The organism is Haloterrigena salifodinae (assembly GCF_003977755.1).
GTDB lineage: Archaea > Halobacteriota > Halobacteria > Halobacteriales > Natrialbaceae > Haloterrigena > Haloterrigena salifodinae.
In genome coordinates, this window is record NZ_RQWN01000003.1 from 244,141 (window position 1) to 259,010 (window position 14,870).

At 66.5% G+C, this 14,870-nt stretch carries 18 protein-coding genes; 3 read left to right on the top strand and 15 right to left on the bottom strand.

Features of this window, described 5'->3' with window-relative positions; all coding sequences use genetic code 11:
* Positions 1-37 precede the first annotated feature (37 nt).
* From EH209_RS15765 to EH209_RS15780, 4 genes are all read right to left on the bottom strand, one after another.
* Positions 38-310: a DUF7553 family protein gene (locus EH209_RS15765; protein ID WP_126663820.1), complete on the bottom strand. Its 273-nt coding sequence runs from the start codon at positions 308-310 to the stop codon at positions 38-40.
* 74 nt (positions 311-384) lie between these two features.
* Entirely contained in the window at positions 385-1,224 is an 840-nt protein-coding gene (gene thiM, locus EH209_RS15770; RefSeq protein ID WP_126663821.1) for a hydroxyethylthiazole kinase, read from the bottom strand.
* Positions 1,217-1,885: a thiamine phosphate synthase gene (gene thiE / locus EH209_RS15775; protein WP_126663822.1), complete on the bottom strand. Its 669-nt coding sequence runs from the start codon at positions 1,883-1,885 to the stop codon at positions 1,217-1,219. The genes thiM and thiE overlap by 8 nt, the downstream gene beginning before the upstream one ends.
* A gap of 158 nt (positions 1,886-2,043) precedes the next feature.
* Complete coding sequence (locus tag EH209_RS15780; protein ID WP_126663823.1) at positions 2,044-2,643, bottom strand: GNAT family N-acetyltransferase; 600 nt, start codon at positions 2,641-2,643, stop codon at positions 2,044-2,046.
* A 411-nt stretch (positions 2,644-3,054) separates the two neighbouring features.
* Here EH209_RS15780 and EH209_RS15785 point away from each other — a divergent pair, with 411 nt between their 5' ends.
* Positions 3,055-4,014 carry an AEC family transporter gene (locus EH209_RS15785; protein ID WP_126663824.1) on the top strand — a complete coding sequence of 320 codons (960 nt, stop codon included), beginning with the start codon at positions 3,055-3,057 and terminating at the stop codon, positions 4,012-4,014.
* Between the two features lie 19 nt (positions 4,015-4,033).
* Here EH209_RS15785 and EH209_RS15790 read toward each other — a convergent pair whose 3' ends face one another.
* Entirely contained in the window at positions 4,034-4,753 is a 720-nt protein-coding gene (locus tag EH209_RS15790; RefSeq protein WP_126663825.1) for a phosphatase PAP2 family protein, read from the bottom strand.
* Between the two features lie 105 nt (positions 4,754-4,858).
* Here EH209_RS15790 and EH209_RS15795 point away from each other — a divergent pair, with 105 nt between their 5' ends.
* On the top strand, positions 4,859-5,296 hold the full coding sequence (locus tag EH209_RS15795; RefSeq protein WP_126663826.1) for a hypothetical protein: 438 nt from the start codon (positions 4,859-4,861) through the stop codon (positions 5,294-5,296).
* Positions 5,297-5,337: 41 nt separating this feature from the next.
* Here EH209_RS15795 and EH209_RS15800 read toward each other — a convergent pair whose 3' ends face one another.
* The 6 genes from EH209_RS15800 to EH209_RS24145 form a co-directional block, all read right to left on the bottom strand.
* A complete protein-coding gene (locus EH209_RS15800; protein WP_126663827.1) occupies positions 5,338-6,969 on the bottom strand; it encodes a Coenzyme F420 hydrogenase/dehydrogenase, beta subunit C-terminal domain in 1,632 nt (543 codons plus the stop codon).
* Positions 6,959-8,659 carry a nitrite/sulfite reductase gene (locus tag EH209_RS15805; RefSeq protein ID WP_126663828.1) on the bottom strand — a complete coding sequence of 567 codons (1,701 nt, stop codon included), beginning with the start codon at positions 8,657-8,659 and terminating at the stop codon, positions 6,959-6,961. Before EH209_RS15805 ends, EH209_RS15800 begins: the two co-directional genes overlap by 11 nt.
* 283 nt (positions 8,660-8,942) lie before the next feature.
* Positions 8,943-9,527: a hypothetical protein gene (locus tag EH209_RS15810; protein ID WP_229380225.1), complete on the bottom strand. Its 585-nt coding sequence runs from the start codon at positions 9,525-9,527 to the stop codon at positions 8,943-8,945.
* A gap of 138 nt (positions 9,528-9,665) precedes the next feature.
* On the bottom strand, positions 9,666-11,246 hold the full coding sequence (gene ftsY, locus EH209_RS15815; RefSeq protein WP_126663829.1) for a signal recognition particle-docking protein FtsY: 1,581 nt from the start codon (positions 11,244-11,246) through the stop codon (positions 9,666-9,668).
* 21 nt (positions 11,247-11,267) lie between these two features.
* Entirely contained in the window at positions 11,268-11,717 is a 450-nt protein-coding gene (gene pfdA, locus EH209_RS15820) for a prefoldin subunit alpha (RefSeq protein ID WP_126663830.1), read from the bottom strand.
* Positions 11,714-11,890 (bottom strand): hypothetical protein, encoded by a 177-nt coding sequence (locus EH209_RS24145; RefSeq protein ID WP_164722062.1) that lies wholly within the window; start codon positions 11,888-11,890, stop codon positions 11,714-11,716. Before EH209_RS24145 ends, pfdA begins: the two co-directional genes overlap by 4 nt.
* A 134-nt stretch (positions 11,891-12,024) precedes the next feature.
* Here EH209_RS24145 and EH209_RS15825 point away from each other — a divergent pair, with 134 nt between their 5' ends.
* Entirely contained in the window at positions 12,025-12,336 is a 312-nt protein-coding gene (locus EH209_RS15825; protein ID WP_126663831.1) for an ASCH domain-containing protein, read from the top strand.
* A 334-nt stretch (positions 12,337-12,670) separates the two neighbouring features.
* Here EH209_RS15825 and EH209_RS15830 read toward each other — a convergent pair whose 3' ends face one another.
* The 4 genes from EH209_RS15830 to EH209_RS15845 all read right to left on the bottom strand — a co-directional run bounded on the left by EH209_RS15830 (position 12,671) and on the right by EH209_RS15845 (position 14,816).
* Positions 12,671-13,336: a translation initiation factor IF-6 gene (locus EH209_RS15830; protein ID WP_126663832.1), complete on the bottom strand. Its 666-nt coding sequence runs from the start codon at positions 13,334-13,336 to the stop codon at positions 12,671-12,673.
* 2 nt (positions 13,337-13,338) lie between these two features.
* On the bottom strand, positions 13,339-13,617 hold the full coding sequence (locus EH209_RS15835) for a 50S ribosomal protein L31e (protein ID WP_008892985.1): 279 nt from the start codon (positions 13,615-13,617) through the stop codon (positions 13,339-13,341).
* Positions 13,618-13,619: 2 nt separating this feature from the next.
* Positions 13,620-13,772: a 50S ribosomal protein L39e gene (locus EH209_RS15840; protein WP_004267621.1), complete on the bottom strand. Its 153-nt coding sequence runs from the start codon at positions 13,770-13,772 to the stop codon at positions 13,620-13,622.
* Positions 13,773-13,850: 78 nt separating this feature from the next.
* Entirely contained in the window at positions 13,851-14,816 is a 966-nt protein-coding gene (locus tag EH209_RS15845) for a hypothetical protein (RefSeq protein ID WP_211338373.1), read from the bottom strand.
* Positions 14,817-14,870: the final 54 nt, after the last annotated feature.

Here is a 14,870-nt window from a genome sequence, read left to right on the forward strand (position 1 = left end):
CCGCAAAACAAGTAGTTCCGCGCTGTTTCGAGCGCGTTCAGACGCCTTCGACCGTCTCCCGGAACGCCCGGACCGACTCGAGGGCGTCGGCGACCTGGTCGGCGACCTCGCCGCCTTCTTCGTCGGCGATATCGGAGAGGATGTGCTCGTGACGGGCCAGTTTGCCGTGGTCGGGGCCGCGATCGGCCTCGGCGAGGGTGGCGAACTCGTCGGCCTGATTCTCGAGGCGCTCACGGGTCTCGTCGTCGGAGGTGGCGTCCGCGGCGTCTCGGAGCGTCGCTGCTGCGTCTTCGAGGTTTTCTCGTGCCATACGATGACGTTCACCCGGGGCGGTTAAAACGGTTTCAATCGCTCCCGCGAGGTGGCCCCTCTCGAAAACCGTCGTCAGTCGACGCGCTCGAGTCGCCCTGCGAGGTCCAGTTCGGCCGCCGTCTCCGGATCGAAGCCAGCGACGGCGTCGTGGAAGTTCGTCCGGAAGCTGGCTGGCCCCTCATGAGGCATCTCGGCCGCGCGTTCGCCGGCGATGCCGAAGGCGAGCGCGCCGTGGACGGCGGCCGTCGGCGCGTCATCGACGGCGCCGCGGAAGGCCGCGAGCGTGGCCCCGAGCATGCAGCCCGTGCCGACGACCTCGGAGAGCCGTTCGTGGCCGGCCGCGAGCCGGACCGCGCTGTCGCCGGTCGCGACGACGTCCTCGACGCCCGAGGCGACGACCGTCGCGTCCGTCGAGTCCGCCAGCGACCGGGCCGCGTCCTCGATCTCGTCGTACTCACCGACTGACTCGACGCCCTTCACCTCGGCTTCGACGCCCGCGAGCGCGCTGATCTCGCCGTAGTTGCCCTTGATGATCGAAAAGTCCAGGTCCTCGAGCAGTGCCTCGGCGACCGCCTCCCGCGTAGGCGTGGCCCCGACGCCGACGGGGTCGAGCACGACCGGGATGTCGCGCTCGGCGGCGGTCGCCCCGGCACCGTGCATGGCCTCGACTTTCCCCTCGGGCACCTGTCCGGTGTTGAGCAGGATCGCGGCGGCGCCGGCGGCCATCTCGCCGGCGTCGCCCGGCGAGTCGGCCATCACCGGGAGCGCATCCCAGTGGAGGGTGAGGTTGGCCACGTCGTTCATCGTCACTTCGTTGGTCAGGTGTTGGACGAGCGGCGACCCCCGGTCGATCGCGCGCAGCGAGTCCGCGAGCTCGTCGCCGGTAATACCATCGGGTAGTAAATCACTCATCGGCTACCGATGCGTCCCCGACTCCCTTCGCAGTTTCGACGGCGTCCGCGAGCGCCGCGGTCGCGGCCCGCGGATCGTCGGCCGCGGCGATCTCGGAGATGACGGCCACGCCGGTCGCGCCGGCCTCGACGACCGGGCCCGCGTTGTCGGCCGTGACGCCGCCGATGCCGACGACCGGAATCGAGACCGCGTCGACGATCTCCGCGATCCGCTCCGGGCCGACACCGTTCTTGTACCGGTCGACGTCCTTCGAGGTCGTCCCGTAGACGGTTCCGACGCCGAGGTAGTCCGCCCCTGCGGCCTCGGCCTCGAGGGCCTCCTCGACCGTCGCCGTCGAGCAGCCGACGATCGCCTCAGGACCGAGCAGGTCCCGCGCGACGCCCACTGGGAGGTCCGACTGGCCGACGTGGACGCCGTCGGCGTCGATCGCCTCGGCGACGTCGACGCGATCGTTGACGATCAGGTCTACGTCCGCCTCGGCGGTCAGTTCACGCAACTCGAGGCCCAGTTCGTACCGCCAGCGGGCGTCGGTGTCCTTCTCGCGCAGTTGGACGACGTCGACGCCGCCCGCGATGGCGTCTCGGACGACGTCGACCGTCGAACGGTCGCCCGAGATCGACTGCTGGGTGACGAGGTAGATGCCGTACTCCGATGGATCCATGGGAGGAACTGGCGTGACAGATCCACTAAGCGACTGTGGTTCCCGCGCACGGGCGCTCGGACCGCGCGACTCCGATCCGGGAGCGGCGCTCAGGACTCGAGGACGCCCTCTCGGGTCACATCCGTTCCCCGCTCGCCGTACCGAGACCTTCACTGCGTTCAGATTTCGCCGGTCCGAACCAGCGTGTTCCAATCGGTCTCGTCGAGTCGATCCCGGAGCGCGGGCAGCGGCGTGATCGGCTCCGGATCGGCCGTCTTCTCGGCGATCCCGCGTCGCCACCAGGCGACGTCGCGCCACTCGCCTTCGGTGTACCCGATCGCCGGGAAGTCGACGCAGCGCTCGAATCCCAGCCGCTCGTGGAACCGCTCGGTCTCGGGGTTGGGGACCGTCGTCACGGCGTAGGCGTCGCGGACGCCCTGGCGCTCGAGAACCGCGAACAGCGATTCGTAGAGCGAGCGGCCGACGCCCGACCGACGGGTGTCGTCGGCGACGTAAACGGAGAGTTCGACCGTCCACTGGTAGGCCCGCCGCTTTCGTAGCCGGCTCGCGTAGGCGTAGCCGACGACCGCGCCGTCGACCTCGCAGACGAGCCACGGATACGTCTCGAGAGTCGACGCGATTCGGTCGGCCACCTCGGCCTCGGTGGGTGGCGACTCCTCGAACGTGACCGCCGTCGACTCGCAGAAGGGAGCGTAGATATCGCGGACCGCGGCGGCGTCGTCCGGCGTTGCGACTCGAATCCGCGCGTCGGCAGTCATACGGTCGTCTCTTACCGACTCGAGAGATAAGTCCCCTGAAACCGGCGGCGCCGAGACCCGGGGCTGGTCAGTTGAGTGCCTCGAGAACGACAGCTTCCCGTCGTATCTTCACCTTGTGACGAGAAGTACTTAAATCCAGTCCGCGTTCACCGGGCTGGCTGCCGAGCAAACGATAGTAGCGACTACGCGAAAGTGAACTTCGAAGAACCGCGTTCTCCCGTCATAGCTCTACCTTGTGACCAGAACCACTTAAAGGACGAAGGGGTCGCAACGCCGGAAGGAGCAGTCAGTGCTCCGACCGTAACGTCCATACCAAGCACTGAGAGTATCATAGCCGTGATGCAGGACACGACTGTGAGGACAACGCGTCCCTCGAGCCGACCGTCTCGCGGGGAAGGTGAGCGCTGACCGATGGCCGACCTGCTCGGCATCTTCGCCTCGGCGATCGGACCGATCGTCGCGATCGCGGGGGTCGGCTACGTTCTGGCGACCATCAAGCAGATCGATCCGGAGCCGTTGAACACGGCCGTCGTCTACGTGCTTGCGCCCGCGCTGGTGTTTCACAGTCTCGCCGTCACGAAACTCGCCGCAGCAACGCTCGCGCGAGTGACGGTCGGCGTCCTCCTCTTTACCGCGGCGATGTGGGGCCTCGCCGAACTGATCGGCCGCGCCACCGGCGAGCGCGAGCCGGCATTGAGCGCCCTGGTCCTCGTCGCAATCTTCACCAACTCGGGGAACTTCGGGATCCCCGTCTCCGACTTCGCGTTCGGCGACGTCGGGCGGGAGACGGCTGTCCTCTACCTCTCGATCCAGTCGGTGCTGATGTACACCCTCGGCGTCTACATCGCCTCCCGGAGCAGCGGCTCCGCCGGACTCGAGGGGGTTCGCCGGGTGTTCTACATCCCGCTGGCCTACGCGGTCGTCGCCGCGCTGGTCGCCCGGGCGCTGGATCTGGTACCGTCCGCCGACACGGCGGCGATGGAGACGCTGCAACTCGTCGGCGACGCCTCGATCCCGCTCATGCTGCTCATCCTCGGCATCCAGCTCGCGCGCACCGACACCGCCTCGACGGTCTCCCGCGCCTGGTCCGCGACGGCGCTCAAGATGGTCATCGCACCGCTGATCGGTCTCGGCATCGCGCTCCTGGTCGGCTTCGAGAATCAGACCGTCGCGCGCGTGTTCGTCCTCGAGACCGCGATGCCGGCCGCGGTGACGCCGCTGATCCTCGTCATCGAGTTCGCCGGCGGCGTCCGCTCCGACGGGGTGCTCGTCTCAGAGTACGTCTCGACGTGCGTGTTCCTGACGACGCTGCTGGCGATCCCGGTACTCACCGTGTTAATCGCGGTACTGCAGTCCGGCGTCGTGCTGTGACAAAAATTCGGGCCGTCAGTCACCCTCGAGCGGACGACCGGTCGCGACCGCCGCGTACGAACTGCAACCCGCCGAACACGACAAGCGTGGCGACGAAGATCAGGACGGCGTCGATCGCGGCGCCGCTCGTCGCGAGCGCGACGACGCCGACCGCGACGGCGATCGCGAACGCGACCGTCTGCTGGTCGGTCGGGTAGCGGGCCGTCAGCCGGTTCGCGACCACCAAGAACGTCACGCCGACGGCGACCCCGGCGACGACGTCGACGAGATAGTGGACGCCCAGCGCGATCCGCGAGGCGGAAACGAGCGAGACGACCGTCGCCGCCGCGGCGGCCCGCTGGCGGGCCGTGCCGATCGAGAGCCGCCGGGCGAGGCCGCCGTAGACGACCGTCGTCAGGACGGCGTGTCCGCTCGGGAACCCGTAGCCGTCGGCGGTCCCCGTCGCCTCGTACAGCGACCGGGCCAGCGGTCCCAGCGCCTCGAGTTCGGCGAGCGGTTGGCCGGGTCGGGGAAGAGCGAAGGCGTATTTCAGGGCGGTCACCAGCGAGAAGCCGGCCAGCATCAGCCCGACGAGGACGGCGGCGTCCTCGCGGTCGTCCGGCCGAAGCCAGTAGACGACCCCGACGAGGAGGACCAGAAACCAGACGTCCCCCAGCTGGGTCAGGAGGGCGACCAGCAACGCCGCCCACTCGGGGACGAGTTCTTGGATCTGCGGGAGGACACCGATTCCCCGTGACATGACCGCCGCTACGCCGAGGGTACACTAATTGGTATCGGCTTGCTTCGGCTCGAGTCACGGGTTACGAGGTCGTTTCTGTTCCGCGGAGCTCGTCTCGTAGCGAACATGGACGAGCAGGCGCGGCTGACGAAACTGGACGACGAGAACGCGGGACGGCTCGTAGAAACTGTACTCGAGGCCGAGTACGTCGCCCGACTCGAGCGGTATCTCGACGCCGAACACGACGAGGCGGTGCCGACCGAGAACCCGCGCGCGTTCAAGCGTGGCGACGGCGTCCGGGCCGTCAGCTTCGAGACCGAAACGACGGTCGCGGACAGGCCGGCCCTCGCGGTGACGGTCCACGTCGACGACGGGGCGGTCGTGCAGACGACCGCCGAACGGCGCGGCTCGGACGTCGACGGGACGGTAGAGCTCCTGTTCCCGGCCGAGATCGCTCCCGACCCGGCCGAGGTGGTGAGAAACCTCTTCGAGCCGAGGGGTCAGTCCGTCTCGGTGACCGTCGACGAATCGGGCGACGTGACGGCGTACGCGATCGAGGTGTGAACCGAACGAACGGAAAAGAAACCGACGCGAACCGACTCAGCTCAGTGACCCTGGTCGTGCGGGTTCAGCGCGGTGCCGTAGTTCTCGGCGTGGTCGGTGTAATCGATAAACCGGGGCGCGTCGGGGTCGAAGGGACGCTCGAGGCTCTCGAAGGCCTTCTTCTTGTCCCAGCCCTGGAGCTTGCCGACCGCCGAGCGGTCCTCGAGATCGTGGTAGTCGAGTTTCGGCTCGGTCATTTCCCAGGCCTTCATTCCCTGATCGGTCCGGATGATGACACTCGAGTACTCGTCGGAAGAGCCGACGGAGCCGACAGTGATGTCCGAACAGAAGCCGGTGAAGTCGGCACACTCGTCGCAGCCCTTGAGCGCGGCGTCGTGGAAGTTCTCGATGTCCTCCTCGACGATCATCTCGCCGTCGTGGTCGTAGACCATCATCTTCCCGTTGAGGACGTCCATCTTGCCGATCTCCGACGGGGAGATGCCGCGCTTTTCCTCGAGCTGTTCGCCCATGAGGCTGTGGTAGTTGAAGTTCTTCGTACACATCAGCGCGATCGTGTAGTCGACCGCGCGGATGCCCTCGTTCTGGGCCTGGTAGTCCCACTCGAAGTCCTGCAGGGCGCGGATGCCCTCGATCTCACACGGCGTACCGACGATGGCCAGCGAGAGGTCGTCCCAGTCCTTGTCGGGGAGCTTGTGCTCCCACTGTTTCAGGTCGAGGTTGCCGAGCGCGAGCGTCTGGTTGTAGACGGTGCCGGCGTTCTCGATGAGCTCCTCGGTGGTCGTCGCGAGGAAGCTCTCGGCCTTCCACTCTTCCTCTTCGCTCTCGGTCGCGACGAGGGCGCCATCGATCTCGCCCTCCTCGAGGAGCGTCGAGAGGACGCCGGTGACGACGCCGCCGTCCTGGGCGCCGTCGGTCCAGTCGTCCTCGACCTTCGCGGAGAACTCCGTGATCGGATCACCGGCGCCCTTGACGTTGTCCTCGCCGCCGGTGATCTTCCACTGGCGCTCGTAGCGCATCCCGCCGCGGGGACAGAAGTCCCAACAGAGCGAACAGCCGGTACACATCTTGACCAGTTCCGGCAGGTCGTCGTCGCCGACGCCGATCGAATCGGACGGGCAGGCGGCGACGCAGGTCCCACACTGGATACAGCGGCCTTCGTCGATGACGGCCTCGTCCAGCTCCATGAACCAGGTCTTCTCGTCGGGCGTCTCGATGTCGTTCATCTGCGACCGGATCGAGTACTCCGGCGTCTCGAGGTCGACGCCGTCCGGAATCCCGACGCGGGTGTCGGGAGCGTCGTCGTAGACGTCCTGGCTGACGTTCTCGGCCGGCTCGGTGAACTCGAGCTCGCCGAGTTCGCCCATCTCGTCGACGTTGGCGGCGCCGGCCCCGTCGGTGGCGACGCGCTTGTCGTCGGCCGAGTCTGCGGACGCGGCCGGTTCGGCCGTCTTCTCGCCGCAGGTGCAGGTGTCGGGCGAGCAACTCTCACCCTCGGCACTCTCGCCACCGTCCGTGGCGATGGCGCCGTCTCGAGCGTGCTCGGTTCCCTCTCGAGAGCGCGGCGCGGCGCCGCCCGTCTCGGGGAACATGACCGCTTCGTCGTCGTCCGTATTCGACTCGGGAACGGTCGGGAAGACGCGTTCCTCGGTGTCGTCGGAGCCATTAGTCCCCATGGGCAACACCTCGTGCAACCGGCGCGTCGGCCCCTTGCATGATCTGTCGGAGGCGCTCGTTGTCGATGCGGCGAGTCCACTCGTAGAACTTCTCGCCGTCGTCGCGGCCCTCACTATAGGCCTCGAACAGCTGCTCGAGCGCCGGAATCACGGACTGGGCGGGGACGGCGTTCTCGACCCAGTCGAGGAACTCGTTGTCGGCGCCGAGCGATCCGCCGAGTCCGAAGTCCATGCCTTCGACGATGTTGTCGCCCTCGGCGTTGGTGCTGTTCTCATCCTCGAGTTTGACCGTCTCGCCGCGGAAGCCGATGTCGGCGATCTGGGGCTGAGCACAGGAGGCCGAGCAGCCGGACATGTGCATCCGGATGGCCTCGATGTCGTCGGGGACGTCGATGCGCTCGTCGAGTTCGCGGGCCCAGCGCTTGGTGCGCTTCTTGGTCTCGATGATAGCGTAGTTACAGAACTCGTTGCCCGTACAGCCGACCGCGCCGCGGGAGAACGGCCCCGGATCGGGGCTGTACTCCTGGGCGAACGGCTCCGCCAGCAGGTCCTCGACGTTCTCGTCGGGGATGTGGGTGATCAGGAAGTTCTGATCGGTCGCCAGACGCACGGAGGCGTCTTCGGTCCCGTACTTCTCGGCGGCGCGGGCGGCCTCGGCGAACTCGTCGCCGCCCATGCGGCCGGCGATCACGTTGAAGCCGACGTAGTTGAGTCCATCCTGCTTCTGTTCGTGGACGCCAACGTGGTCGCCCTGGTAGCCGACGGTCAGGTTCTCGCCGCCAGTGGGCAGGTCGATCGTACAGCGGTCGCGGACGGCCTCCTCGAACTTCTCGGGGCCCATCTGCTCGACGAGGTAGCGCATGCGGCAGACGCCGCGGTTGTTGCGGTCGCCGAGTTCCTTGAACGTCTGGGCGACGGCGCGGCAGAACTCGACGGCTTCCTCGGGTCGAATGAAGACGTCGAGCTCCGAGCCCATCCGTGGGCCGTCGGAGAGGCCGCCGCCGACGCGAGCGTGGAAACCGTAGAGGTACTCGCCGTCGATCTCCTTTTTCGCGGGGACGAGACCGACGTCGTTGATCTGGGACTGCGCGCAGTCGTGTGCGCAGCCGGTGATCGTGATCTTGAACTTCCGCGGGAGGTTGGCGTACTCGCGGTTCTCGGTAAAGAAATCCGAGACAGCCTCGATAACCGGTTGTGCATTGAAACACTCGTGGTCGTCGAGTCCAGCCGCGGGGCAGCCGAGGACGTTCCGGGCGGAGTCACCGCAGCCCTGAACAGTCGTTAGGCCGACCTCGTCGTAGCGCTCCCACATCTCGGGCACGTCCTCGACGCGGATCCAGTGTTTCTGGATATCCTGGCGGGTCGTGATGTCGAGGTAGGCGTCGCCCCAGAGTTCGTTCTGCTCTTCGCCGCCGTACTCCTCGGGAGCGACGGCGTAGTCGTCGGTAACCTCGCCGATGACCTCGGCCTGTTCGGGCGTGAGCTTGCCGCCCGGAACCTTGGTCCGGATCATGAAGTAGCCCTCCTGCTTCTGGGCGTACATGCCGGCCCACTTCAGGCGCTCCCACTCGCCGCCGCCGGCGCGCTCCTCGATCTCCTCGAAGGAGAGTTCCTCGTCGGCGTAGTCGTAGACGTCGTCGATAACGTCGAGCGGGTGCTTGTTCTGTTTGTATTGCTCCGTCGTATTCATAGAGACCACCGCTGGCGAGCGCTGCCAGTAGCCAGCGCGGTCACACTATCGTGAAGGACCATCGTTTAGCGGGTAGTAACACCCTAGCCCTATACCACCCTGCAAAGGGGCGAATCATGACGAGGGTCGTCCGAACAAGAAAATATTGCCTGCTTCGGAAGCCGCGGTTCTCTCCGCAGTCGAGAGACCCCCTCCGAGCGGACGGTAACGCTGTCAGATCAGTCGGCTCGAGCGAAGGTCGTCACCGATGCATGCAGTATTTTCCGGTAATTGAGCGGCCGTCTCAGTGGAAACAGGCGACGGGGTCGCCCGCGCTCCGCGGGTCGGGCTCGAACGTCGGCTCGTCGGCGAGGCCAGCGTAGCGAGCCCGGAGGACAATCTGGTCGTCGACGTAGTAGGTGACGCGGATGGACCGCTCGGATTCCTCGGGCGTCCGTCGTATTTTGGTCGCCAGATCGTAGACGAGCGAGACCAGTTTCGCCTCGCGGTCGGACTCCGCATCGACCGGTTTCACGTCCCTCGCCTCGAGGTCGAACTCGAACCCAGCGGTCTCTGATCCATACTTCTCGACAAAGGCGTTGTGCTGGTACGCCGCTTCGAAATCGCGGACGTACTCGCCGGCCGACTCGAGCAGCGGGTCCGGCGGGGTCGGATACGTCGCGGGTTCGAGAGCTCCGTCGCGGATGGGCGGGGACGGGTCAGGCCGATCGACGTCGTCGCAGTCGAACTCGTCGGCCGGGACGACGCCGGAATCGAGCGACTCCTCGGACTCCGAGTTCGTGAGATCGCCTTCGAAACAGCCTGCAGCCCCCAGAGACAGCCCCACCATCGATGTGAGAAGGGCGCGGCGGGAACGGGGTTTGCGCATACATTGGTGTCAGGCAGATATTATATGTAAGTTTCGTATTCCCGTCGAATGACGGTTCGTAGGTCCGCGACTCGAGAGAGAATCGACGAGTTGCGACCGCGACGTAGCCGGAATCGACGCCGGGACGCCGTTCGATCGCTATTCGTCGTCCTCGAGCAAGCGATCGACCATCTCGTCGGGGTCGAACGGGTCGATGTCGTCGTACCCCTGACCGACACCGAGGAACAGGATCGGCTTCCCGGTGACGTGTGCGATCGAGATCGCCGCGCCGCCGTTGGAGTCGGCGTCGGCTTTCGTCAGGATCGCTCCGTCGATCTCGGCGGCCTCGTTGAACTCGCGGGCGCGGTTGACGGCGTCCTGTCCGGCGACGGCCTCGTCGACGAACAGCGTCATGTCCGGGCCGACGACGCGATCGATCTTCTCGAGTTGATCCATCAGCCCCTCGTTGGTGTGGAGCCGACCCGCGGTGTCGCCGAGCACGATGTCGATGTCGTTGGCCTCGGCGTACTCGACGCCGTCGTAGAGCACGGCGGCGGGGTCGCCGCCCTGTTCGTGAGTGATGAGCTTCGTACCGAGCGCCTCGGCGTGTTGCTCGATCTGCTCGTTGGCTCCGGCGCGGTAGGTGTCGCCGTTGGCCGTCACCGTCGAGTAGCCCCGCTCCTCGAAGTAGCGGCTCAGCTTCGCGATCGACGTCGTCTTCCCGACGCCGTTGACGCCAGTGAAGACGATGGTGACCGGCTTCTCCGCGGCGGCGATGCGCTCGTCGAAATCGAACTGGCCGACGCTGATCACGTCGTAGATCGCATCGCGCAGCGCCTCCTCGATCACGTCGCCCGTCGAGGTTGTGAACGACCGGGTTTCCCCGACCAGTTCGTCGCGCAGGTTGTCGAGGATCTCCTCGGTGACGCCCATCTCCACGTCGCTCGAGAGCAACGCCATCTCGAGTTCGTGCAGGGGGGCCTCGAGGTCTTCCTCCTCGATGACGAACTTCCCCTTGACGAGCGAGCGGGCCTTGGTACCGAATCCGGTCGAGGACGACTCCTCGTCGGCGTCGGCTTCCGCGTCTGCGTCCGCGTCTTCCTCCTCGTCCTCGAGCGCGTCGGCCTCGGCTGCGTCGGCCGTCTCAGCCTCGAGTTCGGTCTCGGCGCCGTCGTCCGGCTTGACGTCGGCAGCCGGTTCGTCCTCGGCCTCGTCCGTCTCCTCGTCGGCCTCGCTGCCCCGTTTGATGATTCCCTTGAGGTCGAATCCGGAGCTCTCCTCTTCGTCGGCTTCGGGCACCGACTCCGCCTCAGTCTCGGGTTCGGGTTCGGAGTCGACCTCAGGTTCCGGCTCCGCAGCCGACGGATCGTCCGTCTCAGCCGCGCCGGCTGTCTCGGCCGCGTCGGCCGCCTCAGCCGCGTCAGGGGTCGACGCGGGTTCCGGCTCGTCGGCCTCCGGTTCGGCGCTGGCCGCCGCCGTCTCGTTCGGCGCCGCCGTCTCGGCCTCGAGTTCGCTCTCGGGCTCGTCGACCGGTTCACCGGTGGTATCAGGAGCGTCCGGAGTCGTCGCGTCGTCTTCGCGGGCCTCGGCCGCGTCGGCCGCCGGCTCGGACTCGGCTTCGATCTCCTCGGCTTGCGCCTCCTCGAGTTCGTCCTCGTCGACTTCCTCGACGTTCTCTTCGGCGGCTTCTTCGGCGTCTTTCCGGAAGCTCCCGAGTTTCTCCTTCAGGTTGTCAAACATGGTGGGAAAGGGGTCCCGTCGTTACTCGTCGGGCTGTTGACCCTGGCCCATCTGCTGCATCTGCTGTTGCATCGCCTGCTGCTGAAGCTGCTGGGCCTGCTGCTCGAGCTCCTCGCTCTCGGTCTCGAGTTCGGCGATCTCGCTGTTGATCTCGTCGATCCGGTCGTCGAGGTTCTCCTTCTTGCTCTCGAGGGCGTCGACGGCGTCGTCCTCCTCGAATTCCGCGGCGTAGTCGGCGCCGAGTTCGACGATCACTTCGTCGATGTCCTCGATGGTGGCTCGAAGGTAGGCGCCGCCGCCGATGGGCACCTGCACCGTCGAGTCCGTGTCCAGCGTCTCGAGGGCCTCGATGGCCTCGTCGGACTCGGTTTTCTGTTGCTGGACGCCCTCGACGCTCTGTTCGAGTGCCTCGATCTGTTCTTCGATCTCCTGAATCTCCTGGGACAGCTGCTGTAGTTGTTGCTGACTCATTGTTGGGTAATATCCTCGAGTTCGATCTGCATCTGCTTCGGACCGCATCGACTCTCGAGTCGAGAGAGAACGCGTTCGCAACCGACGCTCTCGTTTTCGGTCACGGCCGCGGTTTCGCACGCCGCGAAACCGTCGTAATCGACGACCCGGCCGGTAACCGTAAACCGACTCATGGGTATGACTCCGGCAGGCAGTCGGAAGAATGTTCCTTTCCATCGGAGTCGATCGCCGTTCGCGGCGGCCGTCGCAGCGAGCGGCCAGTCGGCCGGTGCCAAACGGTTTTGCGGACGACGTCGTACGGGTTCCCATGAGCGAACTCGAGCCCGACGACCTGCTGCCAAGCGAGCGAATGCGAAATCAGGCCCTCGAGGGCGATGTCACACAGATCCACCGCGGCCACCAGTACGCTGACGAAGGCGACACGTTCACCATCGACGGCACGACCTTCGAGGTAACCGACGTGACCGAGCGCCGGCTGGGGGAACTGACCGACGAAGACGCCCGAGCCGAGGGGATGGACGACCTCGAGGGGTATCGACGAATGCTCGAGCACACCCACGAGAACTTCGAGTGGGACGACGACAGCGAGGTCGTTCGCCACCGATTCGAACGGCGGTAGCCGCGACGCGCCGGGTTCTCAGTCGAGAACGCTTCTCAGTACGGCAGTCGTGAGTACGAACGCCGTCGCGAACACGACGCCCTGTCGGAGGCCCTCACCGATCGGTTCCGCTCCGAGCGCGGCGTAGCAGACGCGGACGGCGACCAGAACCGAAAACTGGAGACCGTAGTATAGGAATCGATTCCGTTCTAAAACCGCCTCGAACCGACGATACCGATTCCGAATCGACATTCCCTACTCGGAAGAAACATCGCTCGCGATAAAATTATTCGCACCCTATCGTGTCGAAACGAGAATGAACCGTCGCGTCGAGAACCGTCGGCCGAACGGCCAGTTAGTCCAGATAGCCGAGCGCGTCCTCGATCCGGCCCAGTTCCGGTCCGGTTGTGTCCTCGCCGACGATGTAGCCGGATTCGTTGGCGATCAGCCCTGAGCCGACCAGCGGCGCGCCGTAGTTGACGGTGCCGACGTCGGCCCGGACATCGAGCGTCTCCTCTAAGACGTCCAGTTCCTCATCGGTCGCCTTGGGGTGACAGAGCACCCCGGAGTTCGTCGCGACCGCGGCGGTCCCGACCGTTCGAACGCCCGCGAGGTCGCCGCGTTCGACGGGGACCTCGAGGGTATCTTCGACGATCTGGACCGTCTCTCGCGGGAGGTCGGGGTGGACGTACGCGCCGTAGTCGTTGGCGAGCACGACGTTTCCGGCGGCGTTGATGTTCCCTGGCAGCTCCGCGACGGGCACGTCGACCGCCTCCTCGAGCGCCTCGCGCTCGTACTCGAGGACGCGGGCGCTGACGAGCAGCCCGTTCTCGTTACCCGTGGCTAGGGCGCCGACCGTCGAGGAACCGCCGACGGTCGTCTGCACCGCGGGCACCTCGAGTTCGTCGGTCAGGTCGGCGACGACGTCGTCGTCGACGTCCGGGCGAACGAGTACGCACGAGTCGGTCGCGCGGGCGAAGACGCCGACGTACGCCGACCCGGCGAAGGCGAGGCGTTGCAAGTTTAGTCGGCGACCTCGGCCTCGACGACGGCCTCACCCTCTTCGTCGAAGCGGGCTGCGCGGACGCGCAGCTTTCGCGGCGGGTTGGAGCGACCGTTCGACCAGACTTCCTCGTTGATCGAGGGGTCCAGACGGATGGCGTCCTCGTCGACCGCGAAGTGTTTCGCGAGGTGTTCGCGGATCAGCCGCATCGCGTAGTCGGCAGCCTCGTGGTTGGCCCCCTTCTTGACGTCACGCAGCGGAACGGTAACGACGCGTTCCTCGAAATCACTTGCACTCATCGTTACTCGTCAGTGTCGTTGCGCCGCCAGTTGCGTCGCTTGGGGTTGCGCTGGACTTCCATGTCAGTCTTCATCATGACCCAGGCCGGCACGCGGCTGTTCTGGTTCTCGAGTTTGGCAAGACGCTTCTTCTTGCCCTTCGATTTCTTACCCATAGTAGCCGAACGTAGCCCGCGGTGGCTTAAAATCTTGTCCATCTTCGCGACGCGGGCCGACGGCGCCGTCGCCGGCGGTTATGGCCCCACAGCCCGCTCGAGATAGCGCGTTATGCCCTCGAGCGTCGCCTCGCTCAGGTCGGTCGTGTACGACCAGTTCTCGACGCCGTCGGTGCCGTCGTGCCGGTGGAACGCCTCGTGATCGTAGCAGCCGGTACCGTGGAACCGGGTGCCGGCGCCGATTTCCTCCCGACCGGCGTAGGCGGACGCCATCGGGGACACGCGCAGCGTCTCGTCGTCGGTCCGGATCGCTTCCCCGAGGTTGTGATCGCACAGCGAGCCGCCGACCGCCTCGGCGACGTCGCTCGAGAGGAACGTGTGCAGCGTCTCGTGGATCGCCATGTTTCGCGTGACGGCCCGAGAATCCCAGATCTCGCTGGCGCCGACGTTCGCCACCGTCAGCGCGTCGCCGGGGCTCCCCTCGGCGTCGTCGCCGACGTGCGCGTTCGGCGACAGCGTCCCGCCGTATCCGACCCGGTAGTTCAGCGGCTCCCACCGCAGCAGCAGGTGGCAGGTCGAGCCCGTCAGCGCGTCGCGTTCCCGAAGCCGACGGTGGAACCCGTCGAGGACCGTCTCGAGCGAGGGAAGGACGACGTCGGACGGGCGCTGTACCGCCGAACGGGAGGGTCGAATCGATCCGGCGCGCTCGACGGTGATCTCGAGGGACTCGAGCCGCGATCGCTCGCGGGCGTAGTCGAGAACCTGCGCGACGGCGTCCTCGACGGCCGCCGTCGCGTCCCGCAGCGCCGGCGGCCAGCCGCCCGATCCGGCGACGGCGTTTGGCAGTCGGAGCCGCAACGGGAGCGGACCGGAGTAAACGCGGATCCGAAACGGCGTCTCGGCGGCGTCGGCGACCGCTCGAGCGTCGGCTCGAGACCACGAGACGCCGGCCGCGCCGCCAACGGCGGCCAGCACTTCTCGGCGCGAGGCGACGCGCCCGCTTGCGGCCACGTCGTCGAGTCCGGTCGGAAGCGACGGAGTCACGAGCAATCGACGGCGATCTCGACCATCGTGTCCGCTCGCTACGCCGGGCGTCGG

Coding starts and splice junctions, on each gene's coding strand:
- EH209_RS15765 (WP_126663820.1), bottom strand. CDS start 310: ATGGCACGAGAAAACCTCGAAGACGCAGCAGCGACGCTCCGAGACGCC.
- thiM (WP_126663821.1), bottom strand. CDS start 1,224: ATGAGTGATTTACTACCCGATGGTATTACCGGCGACGAGCTCGCGGAC.
- thiE (WP_126663822.1), bottom strand. CDS start 1,885: ATGGATCCATCGGAGTACGGCATCTACCTCGTCACCCAGCAGTCGATC.
- EH209_RS15780 (WP_126663823.1), bottom strand. CDS start 2,643: ATGACTGCCGACGCGCGGATTCGAGTCGCAACGCCGGACGACGCCGCC.
- EH209_RS15785 (WP_126663824.1), top strand. CDS start 3,055: ATGGCCGACCTGCTCGGCATCTTCGCCTCGGCGATCGGACCGATCGTC.
- EH209_RS15790 (WP_126663825.1), bottom strand. CDS start 4,753: ATGTCACGGGGAATCGGTGTCCTCCCGCAGATCCAAGAACTCGTCCCC.
- EH209_RS15795 (WP_126663826.1), top strand. CDS start 4,859: ATGGACGAGCAGGCGCGGCTGACGAAACTGGACGACGAGAACGCGGGA.
- EH209_RS15800 (WP_126663827.1), bottom strand. CDS start 6,969: ATGGGGACTAATGGCTCCGACGACACCGAGGAACGCGTCTTCCCGACC.
- EH209_RS15805 (WP_126663828.1), bottom strand. CDS start 8,659: ATGAATACGACGGAGCAATACAAACAGAACAAGCACCCGCTCGACGTT.
- EH209_RS15810 (WP_229380225.1), bottom strand. CDS start 9,527: ATGCGCAAACCCCGTTCCCGCCGCGCCCTTCTCACATCGATGGTGGGG.
- ftsY (WP_126663829.1), bottom strand. CDS start 11,246: ATGTTTGACAACCTGAAGGAGAAACTCGGGAGCTTCCGGAAAGACGCC.
- pfdA (WP_126663830.1), bottom strand. CDS start 11,717: ATGAGTCAGCAACAACTACAGCAGCTGTCCCAGGAGATTCAGGAGATC.
- EH209_RS24145 (WP_164722062.1), bottom strand. CDS start 11,890: ATGAGTCGGTTTACGGTTACCGGCCGGGTCGTCGATTACGACGGTTTC.
- EH209_RS15825 (WP_126663831.1), top strand. CDS start 12,025: ATGAGCGAACTCGAGCCCGACGACCTGCTGCCAAGCGAGCGAATGCGA.
- EH209_RS15835 (WP_008892985.1), bottom strand. CDS start 13,617: ATGAGTGCAAGTGATTTCGAGGAACGCGTCGTTACCGTTCCGCTGCGT.
- EH209_RS15840 (WP_004267621.1), bottom strand. CDS start 13,772: ATGGGTAAGAAATCGAAGGGCAAGAAGAAGCGTCTTGCCAAACTCGAG.